The organism is Klebsiella sp. Q11 (genome assembly GCF_964241505.1).
GTDB lineage: Bacteria > Pseudomonadota > Gammaproteobacteria > Enterobacterales > Enterobacteriaceae > Klebsiella > Klebsiella michiganensis.
The window spans coordinates 50,951-67,280 of sequence record NZ_CAXSXW010000018.1; the positions used below are offsets into that span (position 1 = coordinate 50,951).

General features: G+C 54.4%; 12 protein-coding genes and 1 pseudogene. All 13 read right to left on the bottom strand.

The annotated features are described in order from the left end of the window. Nucleotides 1-61: 61 nt before the first annotated feature. Nucleotides 62-789, bottom strand: a pseudogene (gene traX, locus ACESQ2_RS24135) (type-F conjugative transfer system pilin acetylase TraX). A gap of 82 nt (nt 790-871) precedes the next feature. Next, a complete protein-coding gene (traI, locus tag ACESQ2_RS24140; RefSeq protein WP_110522042.1) occupies nt 872-6,124 on the bottom strand; it encodes a conjugative transfer relaxase/helicase TraI in 5,253 nt (1,750 codons plus the stop codon). Next, nucleotides 6,124-8,418, bottom strand: coding sequence for a type IV conjugative transfer system coupling protein TraD (traD, locus tag ACESQ2_RS24145; protein WP_110522043.1), 2,295 nt, complete (start codon nt 8,416-8,418; stop codon nt 6,124-6,126). The genes traI and traD overlap by 1 nt, the downstream gene beginning before the upstream one ends. Before the next feature lie 206 nt (nt 8,419-8,624). Beyond that, on the bottom strand, nt 8,625-9,152 hold the full coding sequence (locus tag ACESQ2_RS24150; protein ID WP_032736843.1) for a hypothetical protein: 528 nt from the start codon (nt 9,150-9,152) through the stop codon (nt 8,625-8,627). 10 nt (nt 9,153-9,162) lie between these two features. After that, nucleotides 9,163-12,006: a conjugal transfer mating-pair stabilization protein TraG gene (traG, locus tag ACESQ2_RS24155; protein WP_032736845.1), complete on the bottom strand. Its 2,844-nt coding sequence runs from the start codon at nt 12,004-12,006 to the stop codon at nt 9,163-9,165. Continuing rightward, a complete protein-coding gene (traH, locus tag ACESQ2_RS24160) occupies nt 12,006-13,376 on the bottom strand; it encodes a conjugal transfer pilus assembly protein TraH (protein ID WP_032736846.1) in 1,371 nt (456 codons plus the stop codon). The genes traG and traH overlap by 1 nt, the downstream gene beginning before the upstream one ends. After that, nucleotides 13,363-13,926 (bottom strand): type-F conjugative transfer system pilin assembly thiol-disulfide isomerase TrbB, encoded by a 564-nt coding sequence (gene trbB / locus ACESQ2_RS24165; protein WP_224250969.1) that lies wholly within the window; start codon nt 13,924-13,926, stop codon nt 13,363-13,365. The genes traH and trbB overlap by 14 nt, the downstream gene beginning before the upstream one ends. Continuing rightward, nucleotides 13,913-14,149, bottom strand: a complete 237-nt coding sequence (gene traQ, locus ACESQ2_RS24170; RefSeq protein WP_032736848.1) for a type-F conjugative transfer system pilin chaperone TraQ — start codon at nt 14,147-14,149, stop codon at nt 13,913-13,915. The genes trbB and traQ overlap by 14 nt, the downstream gene beginning before the upstream one ends. Nucleotides 14,150-14,159: 10 nt before the next feature. Beyond that, nucleotides 14,160-14,912 (bottom strand): type-F conjugative transfer system pilin assembly protein TraF, encoded by a 753-nt coding sequence (gene traF / locus ACESQ2_RS24175; protein ID WP_042946285.1) that lies wholly within the window; start codon nt 14,910-14,912, stop codon nt 14,160-14,162. 20 nt (nt 14,913-14,932) lie between these two features. Further along, entirely contained in the window at nt 14,933-15,259 is a 327-nt protein-coding gene (locus ACESQ2_RS24180; RefSeq protein WP_032736851.1) for a hypothetical protein, read from the bottom strand. 46 nt (nt 15,260-15,305) lie between these two features. Then, on the bottom strand, nt 15,306-15,491 hold the full coding sequence (locus tag ACESQ2_RS24185) for a hypothetical protein (RefSeq protein WP_032736852.1): 186 nt from the start codon (nt 15,489-15,491) through the stop codon (nt 15,306-15,308). Then, complete coding sequence (gene trbE / locus ACESQ2_RS24190; protein WP_032736854.1) at nt 15,488-15,724, bottom strand: conjugal transfer protein TrbE; 237 nt, start codon at nt 15,722-15,724, stop codon at nt 15,488-15,490. The genes ACESQ2_RS24185 and trbE overlap by 4 nt, the downstream gene beginning before the upstream one ends. Next, nucleotides 15,714-16,325: a hypothetical protein gene (locus tag ACESQ2_RS24195; RefSeq protein WP_032736855.1), complete on the bottom strand. Its 612-nt coding sequence runs from the start codon at nt 16,323-16,325 to the stop codon at nt 15,714-15,716. Before ACESQ2_RS24195 ends, trbE begins: the two co-directional genes overlap by 11 nt. Nucleotides 16,326-16,330 lie beyond the last annotated feature (5 nt).

Consider the following 16,330-nt stretch of genomic DNA (forward strand, 5'->3'; position numbering starts at 1 on the left):
AGATACGCCAGGTTGCCTGCCGGATCATCCTCCCGACTGACAGTCGGCTAATTTCTGCCCGTCACCCGGCGAGTATGCCGAGTAGCGCCAGGTGAACGGTGTAAAACAGGACAAAAAAATGCGTCGGCCAGAATCGTTTAACATGCTTCCCGGTATCCGAGCAGACACCCACGACCAGTATTGCAATTGCCAGTCCCGCCACGGACTGCCCGGCATCATGGAGGTTCATCAGCAGAACCATGACTGCCCAGAGTAAAGCATAGCCGGTTCTTTCCACGGGCTCTGTAGCACGACACAGCCGGTAGCTGTTGATCAGCATGAATACCCCGGCCAGACCGTAACTGTCTGTAGACAGTGGCAACCAGGCCACCACAATAGCGATCGCCAGCAGAATGTCGTTACGGGTACGCAGACTGAACCAACGCATCGCTTGTCCGGTAACGGCAAAAGTAAAGAGGATATTCCCCATATACCAGGGGTATCCCACCAGGATAAACGATCCCTGCGCTATCAGGGCCCAGCACCAGAGCTGGTTCAGCTGCGACTGGCGAATGTCGTGATACCTGGCCAGATTCATTCCCCAGACCAGACCAGACCAAACAGCGGAAAACAGCCTCTCCCCAGCAGACGCATCACCTCATTATTCCCGGCCAGCAGCAGGCCGGTGTGATCGATTACCATCAGAACAAGCGCGATGGTCTTGATGATATCCGTCTGTCCTGGCGTCCAGGTCAGCAGCCCCTGCAGCCAGCGGCCGATGGCGTTAAGACGCGTTTCATATGTTGTCATCTTCCTATCCTTTTATCAGCGCCCCGGCAGGGTGCCCGATTTTAATCGGGGAGGTTGCCGGAGCAGACAAGCCGTAGGCGCGTCAGTCGCCCCCGAGCGTTTTTTCACGACTGAGATCACGAACCATATCCCGTTCCATCTGCTGCAGACGTTCCCGCTGCAGGCTCTCTGAGACCACCTGCTGAACCGCCATTTCCTGCCTGTGGGTCTGCGGGTCATCCGGCAGTACCGTTTTTCCCCCTCCCGGTTTGTCACGCTCAAGCCCGCGAATAACGTCGCCGATAACCTCCTTAATCCGGTCGTCCGGCTCACCGTTTTTGCGCCCGTCTCCGGCCACCTCCCGGGCGGTCTGTTCCGCCTGTTTCTCCATTTGCTGGCGCTGTACCTCTTCTGCGGCCCTCTGCGCCAGTACCTCTGGCGGAAGCGGCACGTCAGCGCCGGTCTGTGGAAAAACCGGTACCGGATCTGCCCAGACGCGGCCGCCGGTGATGGCCCCCGGATTCCAGGGGCGGTCATCACCGGCCAGCCGGACGACCACCCCGCTGTCGGGATTGTCGCGGGCCATTCTGACGCCTTCGCTCATGTTACCGGCCAGCAGACTTTCACCATTGCGGCTGTTCTGCAGTCCCACGAACCGCGCTGCCTCGTTGCCCATCACGCGGCCTTCGCCACCGATGGCCTCCAGGCAGCCGTCCTTATCCGTCAGTGGACTGAGCCAGATACCGGCGTCTTTCCCGTTTTTATCGAACGCCGGCAACGCCACATGCGGCTTCGGGTATTTTTTCCCCGGAGAAATGAATTTACCCGGTGAACTCCCCCGGGCCAGACCGGACTGTTGCAGGGCTGCCCGGCCTGCGGCTGTTTCATCCAGTGGCTTTGCCCGTCCGAACAGAAGCTCTGCTGTTTTCACAGCCCGGTCGTTACGGGGTGCCAGAATATCGTGGGCCGTCGCTTTCTCAGGTGAATGATTAATGGCCTTTATCCAGCCCTCACGGCTGTCGGTATACACCTGAACATGCTGTTTCATACGCGATAACCCGACATAGGCGGATTCAAAGCTGGCCATCCGTTCCCGACCACCGGCCACACCTTCCAGCGCGATGGCATACGGTTCACTGGCCCCCTGAGCGCCGTGGGCAGTGATGGCATACGCGAGGTCGATGTGCCGCTGCGCCTCATCAGCCTTTGGGTTCATCGTTCGGGTGGTTTTGCCGTCCGACAGCGTGACACTGTCACCAGAAACAGATTTGACCTCCCACACACTGTTAGCCACATAGCCACGTTCCGTGTCACTCTTGCTGAAGCGCATTTTGTCCCCCTGAGACACAGTAATGGCTTCCTCTCGGTAGAGCGTGACACCTTCTGCGGACGCCTCCCGGGGTGAAATAAGACGCTCCTTTCCTTCACTGTCTGTCAGGGTGATAAGCTGGTTCTCCTTATCCACGCTCCCGATACGGTGGTAGACATTGTCGACCAGGGCCACTGCCCCCCTGTGAGCGGTCCAGGTCGACAGCCTGCGCAGCTCTCCGTCACGGATGTTGCTTGTGACCAGTACCGGCAGGGTGACTTCTTCCCTGCCGGTTTCGCCATTCTCCCGCCGTGCGTTATGAATCAGACTGTTCAGCGCCCGCCGGTCATCATTCAGATGGGTGATAATCAGCGTCTGCGACTGCGCTTCGGGGGTACGGCCGGTGTAGTCCTTCACCAGTGCCCCGTACAGCGTGTCGGGCTGACCTGCCGGCACGCTTTCTCCCTTATTCAGCGATTTCTGTATCGCCTCCTCCTGTGCGGGGGTGAATTCCACCACGGAATTTTCGGGTACCCAGGCCCCGTCTTTTCGCGGCACCTGCTCCGGGGTGACCTTTTCGATCGTGGCCAGCGCAGTGTTGATATCCCGGTCAATCAGGCTGTAGACCGCCGGTCGTAGTTCCGGTACCTGGCGCACGATTTCTTTCATAATGGCCACATCCGCGGCGCTGCGCTGTTGCATCAGCCGGAACGGCTGACCCGGCGCGATGGACTGCAGCTGGTCGGTATCACCGCTGAGCACAGCGCGCCCTCCCCCGGCCGCAATCAGGGAGAGCGCCTTCGCTGTGTCTGTCAGCCCCACCATTGAGCTCTCATCGAGCAGAAACAGCGTGTTGCTGAAATCCGGTGTCTGGCCATTACGCTGCAGGAGCTGCGTGTCATGCAGGAAGGAGGCGGTAGTCTGCGCATCCACGCCGGCACTCTGCATTTCCCCGACCGCACGGTGCGTCGGACCGAGTCCGATAACGCGCGGCCGTGTCTCTTCTGGCAGCAGGTTGATGGCTCCCGTCACGGCCCGAAACTGAGTAGTTTTCCCCACCCCGGCATAGCCCTGAACCACCGTGAACCGGTCAGTAGTCTCCAGTATCATCCGGGTGGAAGCTCGCTGCCCGGACGTCAGATCTGACAACAGGCTACCCGGCACGCTGTCCATCAGGGGAGCAACAGCCTCTTTTCCTTCCAGCACCCGGGTCAGGATGCTTTTCTCGGCATCCCAGGTCTGACGGGAAATCAGCAGGTCGTTTCCCTGACCGGGCGCCACCGGCACATTCAGCAAACTGCCCGCTTTAATCTGCGCCTGAATGGACCTGTCAATATCCGCCATCGGGACCTTGCCTCCCCCGGACTCCATCGCCGTGGCCAGCAACTGAGGACGTGTGAAGGTCAGGTTGTCGCTTTCCAGCAAGGGAATGGAAAGGTGAATGGCCTGCTCTGCGGGAGTGTGCAGCCTGGCTTTCTGTGATGCGATGGCCGCATCAAGTTCTGTCTCGCCGGCCCGGGCCTTCAGCTGTTCAGACACCACGCTGAAGGCGGTATGCCTGGCCAGCTTCTCTGTTGTGCGGGCCGCATCCTGTGCAGAGTACAGCCGGATATGGCTTCCGCTCTGCGCCAGCTGATTCAGCGTGGCATTATCCAGCTCGCGTTGCGTCAGGGAGGCAAAAACGGTCGCTGTTTCGCTGACCGAACGGCCGGGACTTTCCACCCATCCGTGCCCGACTTTGATACCGTCGAACGGCCCGGCGCCCACTGCCAGGATCTGGGTAGTTTTCTGCCCGGGACGCTGCACTGTCAGCTGTCCGGCCTCCGCTTTCAGCACTGTGACACTCTCGCCACCTTTCAGCCGTGTTTCGGGAATTTTCCCCAGCACCGACAGACGTTCACCGTCCGCCACCAGTAGTTTATCGGCCCGGAATAACGTCCACTGGCTGCCGACAGCCGAAACTTTCAGGTCCAGACGTTCCCCCTCTTTGTCCCTGAGGGTCAGCATATTGCTGCTCGCAGTCACCCGGTCTATCAAAAACCGGTCATGCTTCCGTGTCTCCGGGTCCCACCGCTCCATCACCATCCCTTCGCGGTAATAGTCGCGCACGCCCCGGCTTTTGCTGTCCAGCCACACCGGCGTCAGGGCGGTGACGGTTATCTCTTTCGCCCCCAGTACGCCCTCGTTTTTCAGGGTGTCGCGGATAACGTTGTTCAGGGCATTCTGCTCGCGCGTGCCACTGATTTGCGCCACGCTCTCCTGTCCCTCGCGTACGCTGACAGCAAATTCCTGTGCCAGCCGGCTGTAACGAACATTTTTGTCCGGCTCGCTGATGATATCTGCCGTCGTCTGATTTCCGCCCTGCCAGCGGTACGTGTTCACCCCGCTCTCTTTCAGCACGGTCACCGCGCTGCCGGTCCCGCTGCGTTTGCCGCTGTCGGACAGCAGAACCTGCACGTTATGGCGCATGGCGCCATCGAGCAGGGAAAGGGTCTCTTTCAGACTCAGCTTCTCTGCCTGATCCACAATGAGCGTCCCGCCAGGGATAAACGCGGTTCCGTCCTGCAGGGCAGACTTGCCGGTGACCGTCTCCCCCACCAGACGGGCATCCCCGGCGAGAAAATCACGAGACCGGTTATCTGCAGCAAGGATATGCACATCGCGCCCCTGCTCCCGGGCCATCAGCGTCAGCTCAGCCACCCGCTCCCGCTGCCCCGTGGCCCCTCCCTGTCCGTAAACAATCCCCATCGCCGGCCGGTCCTGCGCCAGCACGCTGACCGCATCGCTGAAAGGTGCATGACGCACAACAGAGGCATCAGGCGTGACGGAGACATGATTCTGGCGCTGAACCTCCTGGCTCAGCGCTTTAACGGACAATTCGTCAAGGACGTGGATGTTTGAGGTGAACAGACCTTTCTCGCGATCGAGCGGGATAAGCTGTTCGCGCTCAATAGCCGCATCAATGCCCGTTCTGGCCAGTTCAAATACCCCCGGCTTCGCCTCCAGCTGGCTGACCGTGCGGGCCAACATGTCGGCATAGGTAAACTGCACTTTGCGGTCGCTGAGACCGGCAATGGCTTTCGTGACCACGTCGCTGATATCCGGGCCGTCGGTTTTCGCCGGACTGACGGGCGCACGGTTGATTTCTGCAGCGCGCTTATCGGCATCCTCGCGATAGCTGTGAATATCGAAACCGCTCTCTTTGAGGGTGTTCACCCACTCCACCATTTTTTCTGCCGGATCGAGGGTTTCTTTCGATTTACGGGTATCCAGTGTGGCCACATCGCGGGACTTCAGGGAGGCATCAGGGCCTGCAGCCTCCCTGACCTCCTGACTGCGGGTGGAAAACGGCTCAACCGGCACATCTTTCATCTCCCACATGCCGTGTTTGCCTGTCACTTCCGTCTCATAGCCGAGTTTCTCAACGAGAGGTTTGAGCACCTCCCGGTAGAGTTTTCCGAAGGCTATCTGATTTGCGTACACATTCTCGATAAAGCCCGTTTTACCCACCGTATCGGTGCCAAGAGACTGCCACTTGCCGCCGTTCTGCGTCGCATTGATGACCACGGCATGGGTGTGCAACTGGGGCTCCTGATTGCGGTTTGTGTCGTGATTAAATTTCGCCACAATGAGATTGCCGGTCAGCACGGTTTTGCTTTTTCCGTCCGTCATGACCCGGGTCGCCGCCAGCGTTTCCACCTGTTTTACGGCTTCTGTGACGGCCTGATTATGGGCATCAATCAGCCGCTTATCCCCACCGATCATGGCCATGACAGACACGCTCTTAGGGGCGGAAAAGGTCAGGTCATAACCTGGCCGGTGTTTGTTCACGCCATCCTGCATCCGGGTCAGGTCACTGCCGTCCGGCAGCTTTCCTTTCAGCAGGTCAGTGAACACCTGCTTGTCCACCTTCCCGTCAAGGCCCAGCGCCTCCGCGCCCTTTCCCTGCCAGCGTTCATCCATAGATCCGATAACGTAATAGTTATCCTTGTCTGTATAGTAATTGCTGGCGCTCCCCGCCGACTTTACCGAACCAATCGACATCATCAGAAGTTTCCTCCGATTTCGATATCATCCTGCTCACTGCGGCTGTGGTTGATATTGACCTCTTCGCGTCGCTGCATATCCCGCTGTATCTGTTCACCTTCCAGCCAGGCGTCATAAGCCTGCATGTCTTCAATTACGCCATCCTCGTTCATTCCGGCCGGCAACATATCCTGGTCCGCCTCGACAGGCTGCTGCGCCAGTTCCTGCTCCGTCCCGCCCGCAGTCGCACTCACCGCGGCCGTGGATGCCGCTGCAGCAGTGCCGGTCACCGAAGCAGCAGGTTTAGGCCGGATTAATGGAACGGTTTTCACTCTCGTGACGGGAGCACCAGATAACGGGACGGCTGGCGTCTTACCGGCACCCTCTGCTGCCATCGACGAGGTTTTTACCGGCACAGGCAGTACGCTGTCTTTAGCAGGTTTAGTCTGCTCAGGCTGAACACCGGCTTTCTCTTCGGCTGGCTCAGACACAGGCTCATCCGGCGTGAACAATGCCCGAACCAGACTCCCCTCGGCTTCCCGGGCTTCCAGCTGAGCACTGAGTCTTTCATCGATGCGAGTATCGAGACGGCGCTGAATAAAGCCCTCGGCGATTTTCGGTCGGGGATTGTATTTCAGGGCCAGCTTCACGGCCGGATACGGCCCCGGCAGGGTGACATAGCAGGACAGGTCAGGCAGCGTCTGGATGTCGGAGTAGCTGACAAGGGTTTCCCGCTCTTTTTCCTTCCCGGTCGACACACCATCACGCACCGGGTCAGCCCCGTAGGAATACTGCTCGCTGGCCTTGAGGATTTCTTTCTCACCGATTTCGCCGGCGGCGAACTCGGCAATCTCCTTACTCGGGGAACGGAAGAAGGCTCTTGTGTTCATCACGTCAAACAGCGTGGCGGCAGGCTTCACGCCGTAAATATCTTCCAGCTGGGCGTAAGACTGGATACCGAACACATAACAGCCACCAAACTTACGGGCTTCCGGCAGAATTTCAACCAGGTCTGGCAGCTTGTGCAGCGTGGGCAGTTCGTCAGCGAAAATCCATACACGCCGGTTACGGTTCTCCCCCATCGCCAGCAGACCGCGGATGGCAATCGACAGCCACATCGAGATAACCGGCTTCAGGGAGGCGTGCGTATCGGCATTCGAGGAGATAAACAGCCAGCCATTAGGCTGGTCTTCACGTACGCAGCGCATCCAGTCGCGGATCGTGAACGGCTCGCCATTCTTTTCAATCCCCTGCAGGTAGCGGATGGCCTTGACATAGTTGGTCAGCACGGCACGTATGGAGATGGCTGTCTTCTCAATTTTCTCCTCGACCAGGTTGGCGGCCGGGGTGTTCTGCAGGTACGCACGCAGCTTATCGATTTTGATGGACAGCATGGTATCAACCAGCTTTTCGTAACTGCGGTCCTTGTCCCCGCGCATCAGGTAGGCACCTTCGGCAAAGATGGTGCGACCGGAACCCTGCCAGAACGGATCTTCCTTCGTGCCCATCGGGATAAGGGTGTTGGAGATGTTGTCGAAATCCGGCAGCGTCAGGCACTCTTTCCACAAATCCCAGGCCGCACAGCGCGAATCCAGCGGGTTGAGGATTTTATCCAGTGACGGGTCGTAATAGCTTTTGACAAACTCACAGGACCTGTCGTAGATGATGGCCATATCGCCCCGGGCGCGGACGTAGTTCAGCAGCCGGCGGATGACTTCGGATTTACCGGAGCCCACGGTTCCGTGGAGGCAGAAATTCTGGATTTCAGAATTCTTAAGAATAGGCAGGTCGCCAATTTTAATATCGGAGGCCGCTCCATCGCGTTTCATCTGGCGGGCCACATCTTTGGGCTTATCGGAAAGCTGGCGCCCCCCGGTATTTTCATCCTCACTCTGCAGTTTCCCCTGGCGGCCCAGCACCCAGCTGGCGACAAAGAACGTCACCACGCAGATTGTCAGCGACACAATGGCGGCAAAAACAAATGCCGTCCACAGCTGCTCACCGCACCAGATAGTATATTTATCGGCAAGAATTTGTTCCGCATTATATTCCAGAGACTTTCCGTAATAGCTAATCGTATAGACCGGCTGAGAGCGAATAATATCGCGCATCGGCGCCAGTGTCGTACACCACCAGTAAACGCAGCCGTTCACAAAGGTCTGCCAGCTGAGACGGTACATCAGCATCAGCCCACATAACACCCAGAATAAAATAAACAGCACATAAAATATAATATTGGCAATCTGACCAAACATGCGAAAACGCATATTCGCAATCTGACCACCCTGCGTCATATCTTTGGCATTAAAACTCATGGCATTAATCCGTCAATTAACCATCATGGATAAAGATAACCGGGCAAGCCGGCAACGACTCACAGGCACACAAAAAATTTGCGTACCTGTGAGTCGTTTATGAACAGAACAAGAAATATTGAAAAATAACTGATTGCAGAACATGAAGATTAACAAGCCGAATTTAAAAAAACGGCCAGTTAATAGCGGAAGTTAACCCATTATTATTACTTAACTTCTTTGCTTTTTACCGATTCGATAACGGACGTAAGTGTTGCTAACTGATAGCGACCAAGATCAATATTCATTACCATAATTGTTAGTAAAAGGCTAAATCCTGTAATAACAATAAAGACAACCGCATTAATAGCGTTATATGCGGAGAAAAATGCTAAACATGAGAAGATAACAAAAACAACCACTCCATAAATTCTGCATTTCTTAGCTAAAAAGCCAAAAAACAACGATTTCTCCCTGAAGGATTGAGGTAAAGAAAGGAAGAGTGCTCTGGTATTCGCGGTTGCAATGATAGAAAAAACACCTATTGCACCAGAAAAAACCATGGCAGCTAGTCTCTCGAGACCAGAAGCATAATCACTCAACCAGTACGAGAGATAGGATGATAGTAAAAACCACACCATGCATACTAGGCCAGGCCAGATACAGCGCCAGAATGATGGGATCTCTAAATCATTATGAACCAGGATCTGTTTTAACTCCTCGATTTCACTTTGTATTATTTTATGGGTTAACATCCTATACTCCCTATTTTTTTGTTTTATCTTTTTCTAACTTAGCTGCCTTATCCAATAGCTCTTTTGTCGTATCTGCGCCAGGCAATTTAGTCTGACTTTCTTTCCTTTCATTATAAGTACTTTTGAAATCATTTCCTTTTGTTTTGTGGTCATTTTCCAGTTCAGCATTCTCTTTTTTCACTCCAACGCCTTGCTGTTGTATGGTTTCACGGGATTCCTGATGCTGTTGGTTATTCTGCACTATCATTCCATCCACTTTCGGCCCCACATTATCCTTAATACCTGCATCTCGTGTCATGGCTTCTATATTACCGGCATTATGCCCGTAGTCGGCCGTTACCGACCCACTGTCACCACCGCCTGACACACCAGGCATATTTTGGCCAATGGCTTCACGACCTTGTTGATACGCACCATCAATCTTAGGTTCAACTTGAGCTTTGACGAATTCACGCGCCAGAGCTTCACGTTGCGCTGCAACTTCCGGAGAACTGGTGTTGGTCAGAATGGCTTCAGCATCCTGTGGTGCCTGTTGCTGAACAAAGTTTGCAAACTGTTGGGTCAGATTTTCGCTCATCTGTCCGCTCATGCTCTCTGTACGTGAAGCCATTTCACTGTATTCGTGGCTACGTGTCCGGCTGTTCGTATACTGGTCATAGCTGTTTTTAGCACTAGAGAGTGATGCAGCAAACTGATCAACACGCGAGCTGGCATTATTGTCCGTTATATTACCCGATGTGGTTGTTTTACGGCTGGTAAAGTAATCAGATGCTTCTTTAAAGTCTTTGGCTGCCTGACCACTGGTATCATGTCGACTGTCATAGGATGATCTTCCTGATTCATTTGTCGAGTCAGTAGAGCCACTTGATGCATTCAAGCCAGCACTAATTTTAGCCCCCCCCTCAGCAGAGAGACCCGTAGCCCATTTACCCAGTTTCCCAGCCAGCTGGTCACCAGACCCCCACTTAGCATTACCGTACATCTCACCAGATACAGACCCTTTCGTTGACTTATCCATCAACTGCTGGAAAGACTCTTCATTGCTGATGTTGTTGGCTTTTGCATTAGAAACAACAGCACTCCACATTTTACTTCTGGCCATCGAATCCTGCGACGACTCAGTATTATCAGCGCCTGACGTCATGGACGCACTGGTCCCCATATTTGTGCCAAACTGCTTCAGGCTGTTCCAGGCACTCGTCACACTGCTGTTATAACCGTGCAGAGAGCTTTCTGCCTGAACATCTGATTCCCGGGCCATCTGTTGCTGTGCGCTGGCTATCTGCCGACCAACATTGATATCCACGGGGAGTTTTGACATGGCGCCACTACTATCCCAGACCATAGACCCATCCCGGGTCTGGGTACCCATCCCCCCATTCGCCAGCTGTCGGGTCATCTGCCCAAACGCGGTGGTGCTGTTGGTATTCCAGCTGTTCCCGCTGACATTATCCGTCTGCATATTTGAGAACGAATAGTTCCCGTCCACTACGCTGGAGGAGGCCTGCGACGTGGAGCTGAGGCCGGACGAAGCAAAGTGGCTGTAGGCGCTGGAGAAACCTGCTCCCATACTTTTAATCATCGCCCAGCTGAGCGGGGGGATCATCATCGAGATATAGCCCGCGGTGGTGGCAATATCCGAGTTTTTCAGCTGCAGCTGAGAGAGTTCAGAGAGGACCACCGGCACCCCATTTTGCTTCGCATAGTAAGCCATCGCGCTGTTCAGGATAGCGTACAGCAGAGGCCACGACTGCAGCCACATCAGGGCAAAGACGTAGCCCTTCAGCACCTGCATGGTCATCATGTTGAACATCGCCGCCATGACCATGATCGGGAACAGGCCAAACATAATACCCAGTATCACTGTCTGCATCATGGGCAGAGAACGCAGCGCCTGATGTCCCATTGTCGCCTGGGCCAGACGTTGCTTTTCCAGCGACGAGGTATTGGCAATGTTCACCAGGCTGGCCGTATCGCCACTGCGGGCTGCGTAGCTCTGGATTCCGCTGCGCAGGGCATTCATCGTCACGTTCTGGCGGATAATCTGCCCTGCATTCTGCCCCGAACTGTAGAAGAAGTTGTAGCTGTCACCGATCATCTGGCTGAACAGCAGGTCCGGGTTAGGTTTACCCCCAAAAAGCTGGCGCACATAGTAGCTCCAGGTCTTCCCGCCGGTCTGGGTATCCAGCGCCAGGGCTGATTTCAAATCACGGGAGGCTTCCTGGCAGGTTTTAAACTGATTGTTTTTGTCAAAAACGCCGCGAAGCGGGCTGGGGTTAGAAAAAATAATCGTGTAGGGGTCAGACGAGTTCAGTAGTTCCTCAAACGTATACTTGTGATTGAGAAAAATATCTCCCATCACACAGTTCTGCACGTAGTCTGAGAACAGGGTGGTGATTTCTGGATTCTGCGAGATAAAGTCCGTACTTTTCGCCACCAGGTTCCCGCCAAATAACATCCCCGTTTTGCTGTACGTCACACTGTCCGGCAGGGCGAAAATCATCTCATAGCTCTGCACCAGAGCATTGCCCACACGCGTGGTCAGTGACGCCGGAATGGCCAGCCCAATTGGCACGTTATCAACCTGATAGACCTGGGACACATTGCTGTAGTCGATAATCTGCACCGGTTTGCGGATGACGACCAGCATCGAGACCAGCGTCAGCGCAAACACCCAGCCGACCAGATCCATGATGTTGTGTTTTTTCACCCAGCTGCCGGCGACGATCAGCACGGAAAAAGCAATGCACATTTTCTCAATAGAGGACCAGGTACCGGTACTCATGAAGGCGGAAATGGCATTCAGGTTGCCCCTGAACCAGTCGCCGCCGGCTATCGTGTAGATTTCCAGCATCAGAGGCTCCCTCCGAAATGGTAGTTGTTCTGGTAACGGGTCATCATTCGGGCAGACACCTGCTGGCGCATGTAGCTCATCTGCCGGTCAACGACCAGCAACGCGTCCTGCTGGACCTGGACCCGGGACTGGAAGGCGGCTATCTGGACACTCGCCTGATTCAGGTTTTCGAGGATCATATCCATCGTTGACTGCGGGTAGTTCCCGGTGGCCACCATCGTCCTCGCCTGCTGGATCAGCTCCTGAATGTACTGCAGCAGGATGTCGTAGCCGATATAGTCCGTCAGCTGGTAAAGCAGGGTATTCGAGACCCCGAGCATCTGCGGGTCAACCAGGTATTTAAAGACCGGGATGGTGGTGCTGGAGATAAAGCCCTTCTCCTGCTCCGTTAGTTTTTCATCCGCCACAGCCTTGTTCTGGATGCTGCTCAGTAGCGTGGAAATCTGGTTCTTCAGCGCCTTGTTTGCGGCTATAGTGACCGTCGCATCCGCAACCACCTTGAGACATTTATCGGAATCATTGCAGTGGTAAATTTTTGCTGTTCCCCCCTCCATCATCGCCTTAATCAGGTCCTGATCCGTGGTCCGTGCCGGCAGCGGCGTAATTTCACTGTTTTCCCCAAAAATCAAGGTGCCGGTCAGGGTCATCACAAACTCTTTCAGCTCTTTGTTATCGTCGAAGAGCCGGTTTTTGGACAGGGCATTCCACATGATGTTGATGTTTTTCATGACCCGCTCTTTGTCCTTGTCGCTGGCCTTATCCTGCACCTTGTCCATCTGGCCGCCAACCGAACACCCCTGACGGGAAGCCGCCCAGTCGGCAAAGATATTGCTCTCACCGGCGATGTCCTGGCAGACCTTCTGCTGGGCTACCTGGGTACGAGGAAACAGTCCCCCGACGATCCCCTGTGCCGCCTGGCAGCTGCTGAGGTTCATGCTGTTGATATCGCTGGCCATCTTCTGCAGGAAGTCTTTTGCGGTTTTGATTTCCGGTACAGTGGTCTGCAGCGCGAGGTCAAAGAAGTAGCCCGCAGCATTGGACATGATTTGTTTGCCGAAGCGCTGCAGCTGCTCGCTGTTGATAAAAGAAAACGACCCGAGGTAGGCATCGATGCCGCCACAGCCGGCATTAATATCCGGCAGGGTCATACTGACCAGCTGAATGGTTTTCACCTGCGTCCGGGCATACAGCGAACCGCCAGAGGCATAGCCCGCGGCCTGCCCCTGCCAGACCTGCGGCTGGCTGGTATTGGACGCGAACCCCAGCTTATTGAAGAAGTTATTCATGTCGCCATTGACATCAGCAGAAGCCGGGAGAGAGACCCCCACCAGAAAGCCACCTGCCAGCGCAGCCATCTTAATTTTGTCCATTCCCCGGAACCTCCATCATCTGAAACACCGTATCCATTCTGGCCATAAAGCCCTGTGCATCCGTGGCCCCCTGCAGAATCGGGTATGCCGCCAGCGTGTTCACGTTGACCAGAAACGTGGTCGGCGTGGCCACCGGAATATTCGGGAAAAAGGTCTGCATCACGTCAGGCGGTGCCGGCAGCGCTTCGGGAAACGCTTCATCCCCCAGCCCGTCAATGGTGTAAGAGAACACGGAGAAACCATACTGGCCTGATAACTGCTTCAGGACCGGGTCAAACTTGTGGCAGTACGGGCAGTGTCCCTGCATAAACAACACCACTTTCCAGTCGCTGAGGTTGACCTGTTTGCCGTTGCTGAGCCGGTACCAGCGGGCCTGAGAGACCGGCTTCGCAGACGCAGATACGCCAGCGGATGTCGCCGGAGCCGCGCCAGTTATGCCCTGCGGGTCCCAGAGTGATTTCACGTCATCCAGCGTGCCAGCGTGGGTAACGGAAGACCGTGAAAATGCCAGTAACAGCAGCGTCGCGACGCCAGCGTTAATTATCTTCAGGTTGCTTTTCACGGGCTTTCTCCTGTTTTTCAGCGTCAGCAATGAGAGCATTGAGAATGCGGTACCCTCCGAACACGACCATGCCCAGCCCGAATATTTCCCCGGCCTGGACGGCCAGCTCAGGCTGCTTCCTTACCAGCCGGGCGATAAGGTGGAAAAATACGCCCACGGCCAGCACCCACATCCCGGTAATGTCTAAATCGGGAAAACGAATCTTTCGCATGACACGCTCCTTAAAAATTGGGTTTAAAGTCGCTGGAGACGTAGAGGAACTGTTTCGCCAGGTCGTCCTGGCTAATAAAGCCGTAACTGAGAGGCTTCACCTGGCCGCTTTTCGGGTTAACCAGCATCATCGCAGGGAAGAACTTCACGCCAAGCTGCTCTGCCTGGCCCTGGTCCATCCGGCTGTCAGGGAGCAGGGGATTCACCACGCCGTCAACAGAGACCGGTATCACGCTCAGGCCGTAGGTCTCTCGGAAGTTTTTGATGACCTGGACCAGTTGCCCGTCAATGGCCTCCCGGCCGCGGTAGAAAAACATCACACCATAGTGCTGCGCCAGGGAGGAGATTGCCTTGCGTTGCTCGGCGTAGTCGGCCGCAAGCTGGTTTTTCACGGTGCCGTTGTAGTGGCTGTACTGCAGGTTGTAATCGAGCTCCGGGTTTTCCAGCATGGCCTTCTTCGCGCTCATCGAGAACAGACCGGCCTGCTGCGTCCAGTAGTTCTGCAGACGGAAATACTTCACGAAATTGTCAGACGACGGATACAGAATGGCTTCATACAGTGAACGTTTGGTGGCGCTCTGCAGTTCGGCGAGTTTTGCCATAATGTCCATTCGGGCCGGCGGAGCCGCAGGCGCGGGCGGCGTATCCGGCTCCGGTTTTTTCAGCTTTTCGTTGTACCACTGCCAGCCCGCGTCTTTCGCCCAGGCTGGCATCAGGGCGCAGCAAAGGCACCCCGCCAGCATGGCGGCATGTATTGTTCGCATGGTAAATACCCTTTTATGAATTAACGCGGCTGGCGTGTCAGGTGCTGATAAACGCTGTATTTATCAAGAAGACGCCGTGTTTTTCCTGCGTCATTGCGGGCTTCAAAGCGATACCCGCTGCAGTACAGTGGAAGTGAATTCATTTCCAGGTTCACCCGCTCCCCTTCTTTAACCACCCACGCGGCCTGAGAAACCCGGTCACACTGAATACCCCAGGCCCGGTTGGTGGCCATAAACGCATTAATCTGCTTATCGCGCCACAGGCTGTAAGACATGATGCTGATCAGAAAAACGACAAACACGCCGACAAACAGCATCACCACCCCGTACGATTTTTTCTCATCCATGAACCCTCCTGTTTATTTTGCTGATTAACGAAGTGAAGCCCCGTCTTCATGGCAAAAGTCGTCTGGCTATAATCGTGAGGAAAACAATAAATAAAAGAGAACGGACCGCCACAACAGGATCGTCACTCGCTAATAACGTCGCCATGCAGAAAATCAACAGGGCAAGCACAAAAATCATTCCTGTGACTTTGCGCCATTTTTTTAATTCTTTAAATGTGGTTATCTGCTTCATTTATTCACCCTCCTTTTTTTGAATACATCCTGAAGTGCAGTAAAGAAGAGGTAACTCACCAGCCAGAAAAAACCGACCATGAGAATAAAAACCACACTCTCAATATAATCACTACCTGACGTCCCTTTGACGGCATCCCATGAGAAATACAGCACAGGGGAGATAATGATTATTGTCAGCAGTAATCTCACTACAAAATCGACGGCAGGATATTTATGAAAGTTAATTTTCATGGTTGTGTTCCTTATTACTGTTATCCTCCTTCACCTTCAGCCCGGTTTTCCCCGCGGGAAAACTGTCAGCAAAGCGAGTGGTACATTCCTCTGCGCCTTTTGATGTAAAGAATCCGGGGTCATCCTCCCCGATAATATAATCGGGGTAGGTAGTAAATCGAATATCAGAGTGATCGTCATAGTTTAACCTGCTATTATCCCTGAAAAAATCAACCCCTCCCTTATTTTTAAAGCGTTTTGCATCCTCACCTGATACTTTCATAACCAGTGAGTCGGGGTCGACCTCCCACATATCACGAGCATCCAGCATTGTCCGGGTAGCTTTAAATTCAGCTTCAAATCGTAACGCTTTCAGACCGGTGGCGTACATGGCAACCCACCCATCCATTTTTGTTTTATTTTCACTTTGCTCCGTAACCGTATACCGGGAAATCATTCTTATTTTTGTAAAAAACGTTTCATCTGTTCTCTTACACTGAATGACAGTGCCGGGCATCTGCATTGAATACAGCTTCTCGAGTTCCTCTCTGCTTGCGGCGTTTGAAAATGGCATTATTAGAATAAAAAACAAAAAAATGGTGGACCTGACCAGTCTGTTCATTTAAA

Bases quoted from the DNA above. Each gene is read 5' to 3' on its own strand.
- traI (WP_110522042.1), bottom strand. From the start codon at position 6,124: ATGATGTCGATTGGTTCGGTAAAGTCGGCGGGGAGCGCCAGCAATTAC.
- traD (WP_110522043.1), bottom strand. From the start codon at position 8,418: ATGAGTTTTAATGCCAAAGATATGACGCAGGGTGGTCAGATTGCGAAT.
- ACESQ2_RS24150 (WP_032736843.1), bottom strand. From the start codon at position 9,152: ATGTTAACCCATAAAATAATACAAAGTGAAATCGAGGAGTTAAAACAG.
- traG (WP_032736845.1), bottom strand. From the start codon at position 12,006: ATGCTGGAAATCTACACGATAGCCGGCGGCGACTGGTTCAGGGGCAAC.
- traH (WP_032736846.1), bottom strand. From the start codon at position 13,376: ATGGACAAAATTAAGATGGCTGCGCTGGCAGGTGGCTTTCTGGTGGGG.
- traQ (WP_032736848.1), bottom strand. From the start codon at position 14,149: ATGCGAAAGATTCGTTTTCCCGATTTAGACATTACCGGGATGTGGGTG.
- traF (WP_042946285.1), bottom strand. From the start codon at position 14,912: ATGCGAACAATACATGCCGCCATGCTGGCGGGGTGCCTTTGCTGCGCC.
- ACESQ2_RS24180 (WP_032736851.1), bottom strand. From the start codon at position 15,259: ATGGATGAGAAAAAATCGTACGGGGTGGTGATGCTGTTTGTCGGCGTG.
- ACESQ2_RS24185 (WP_032736852.1), bottom strand. From the start codon at position 15,491: ATGAAGCAGATAACCACATTTAAAGAATTAAAAAAATGGCGCAAAGTC.
- trbE (WP_032736854.1), bottom strand. From the start codon at position 15,724: ATGAAAATTAACTTTCATAAATATCCTGCCGTCGATTTTGTAGTGAGA.
- ACESQ2_RS24195 (WP_032736855.1), bottom strand. From the start codon at position 16,325: ATGAACAGACTGGTCAGGTCCACCATTTTTTTGTTTTTTATTCTAATA.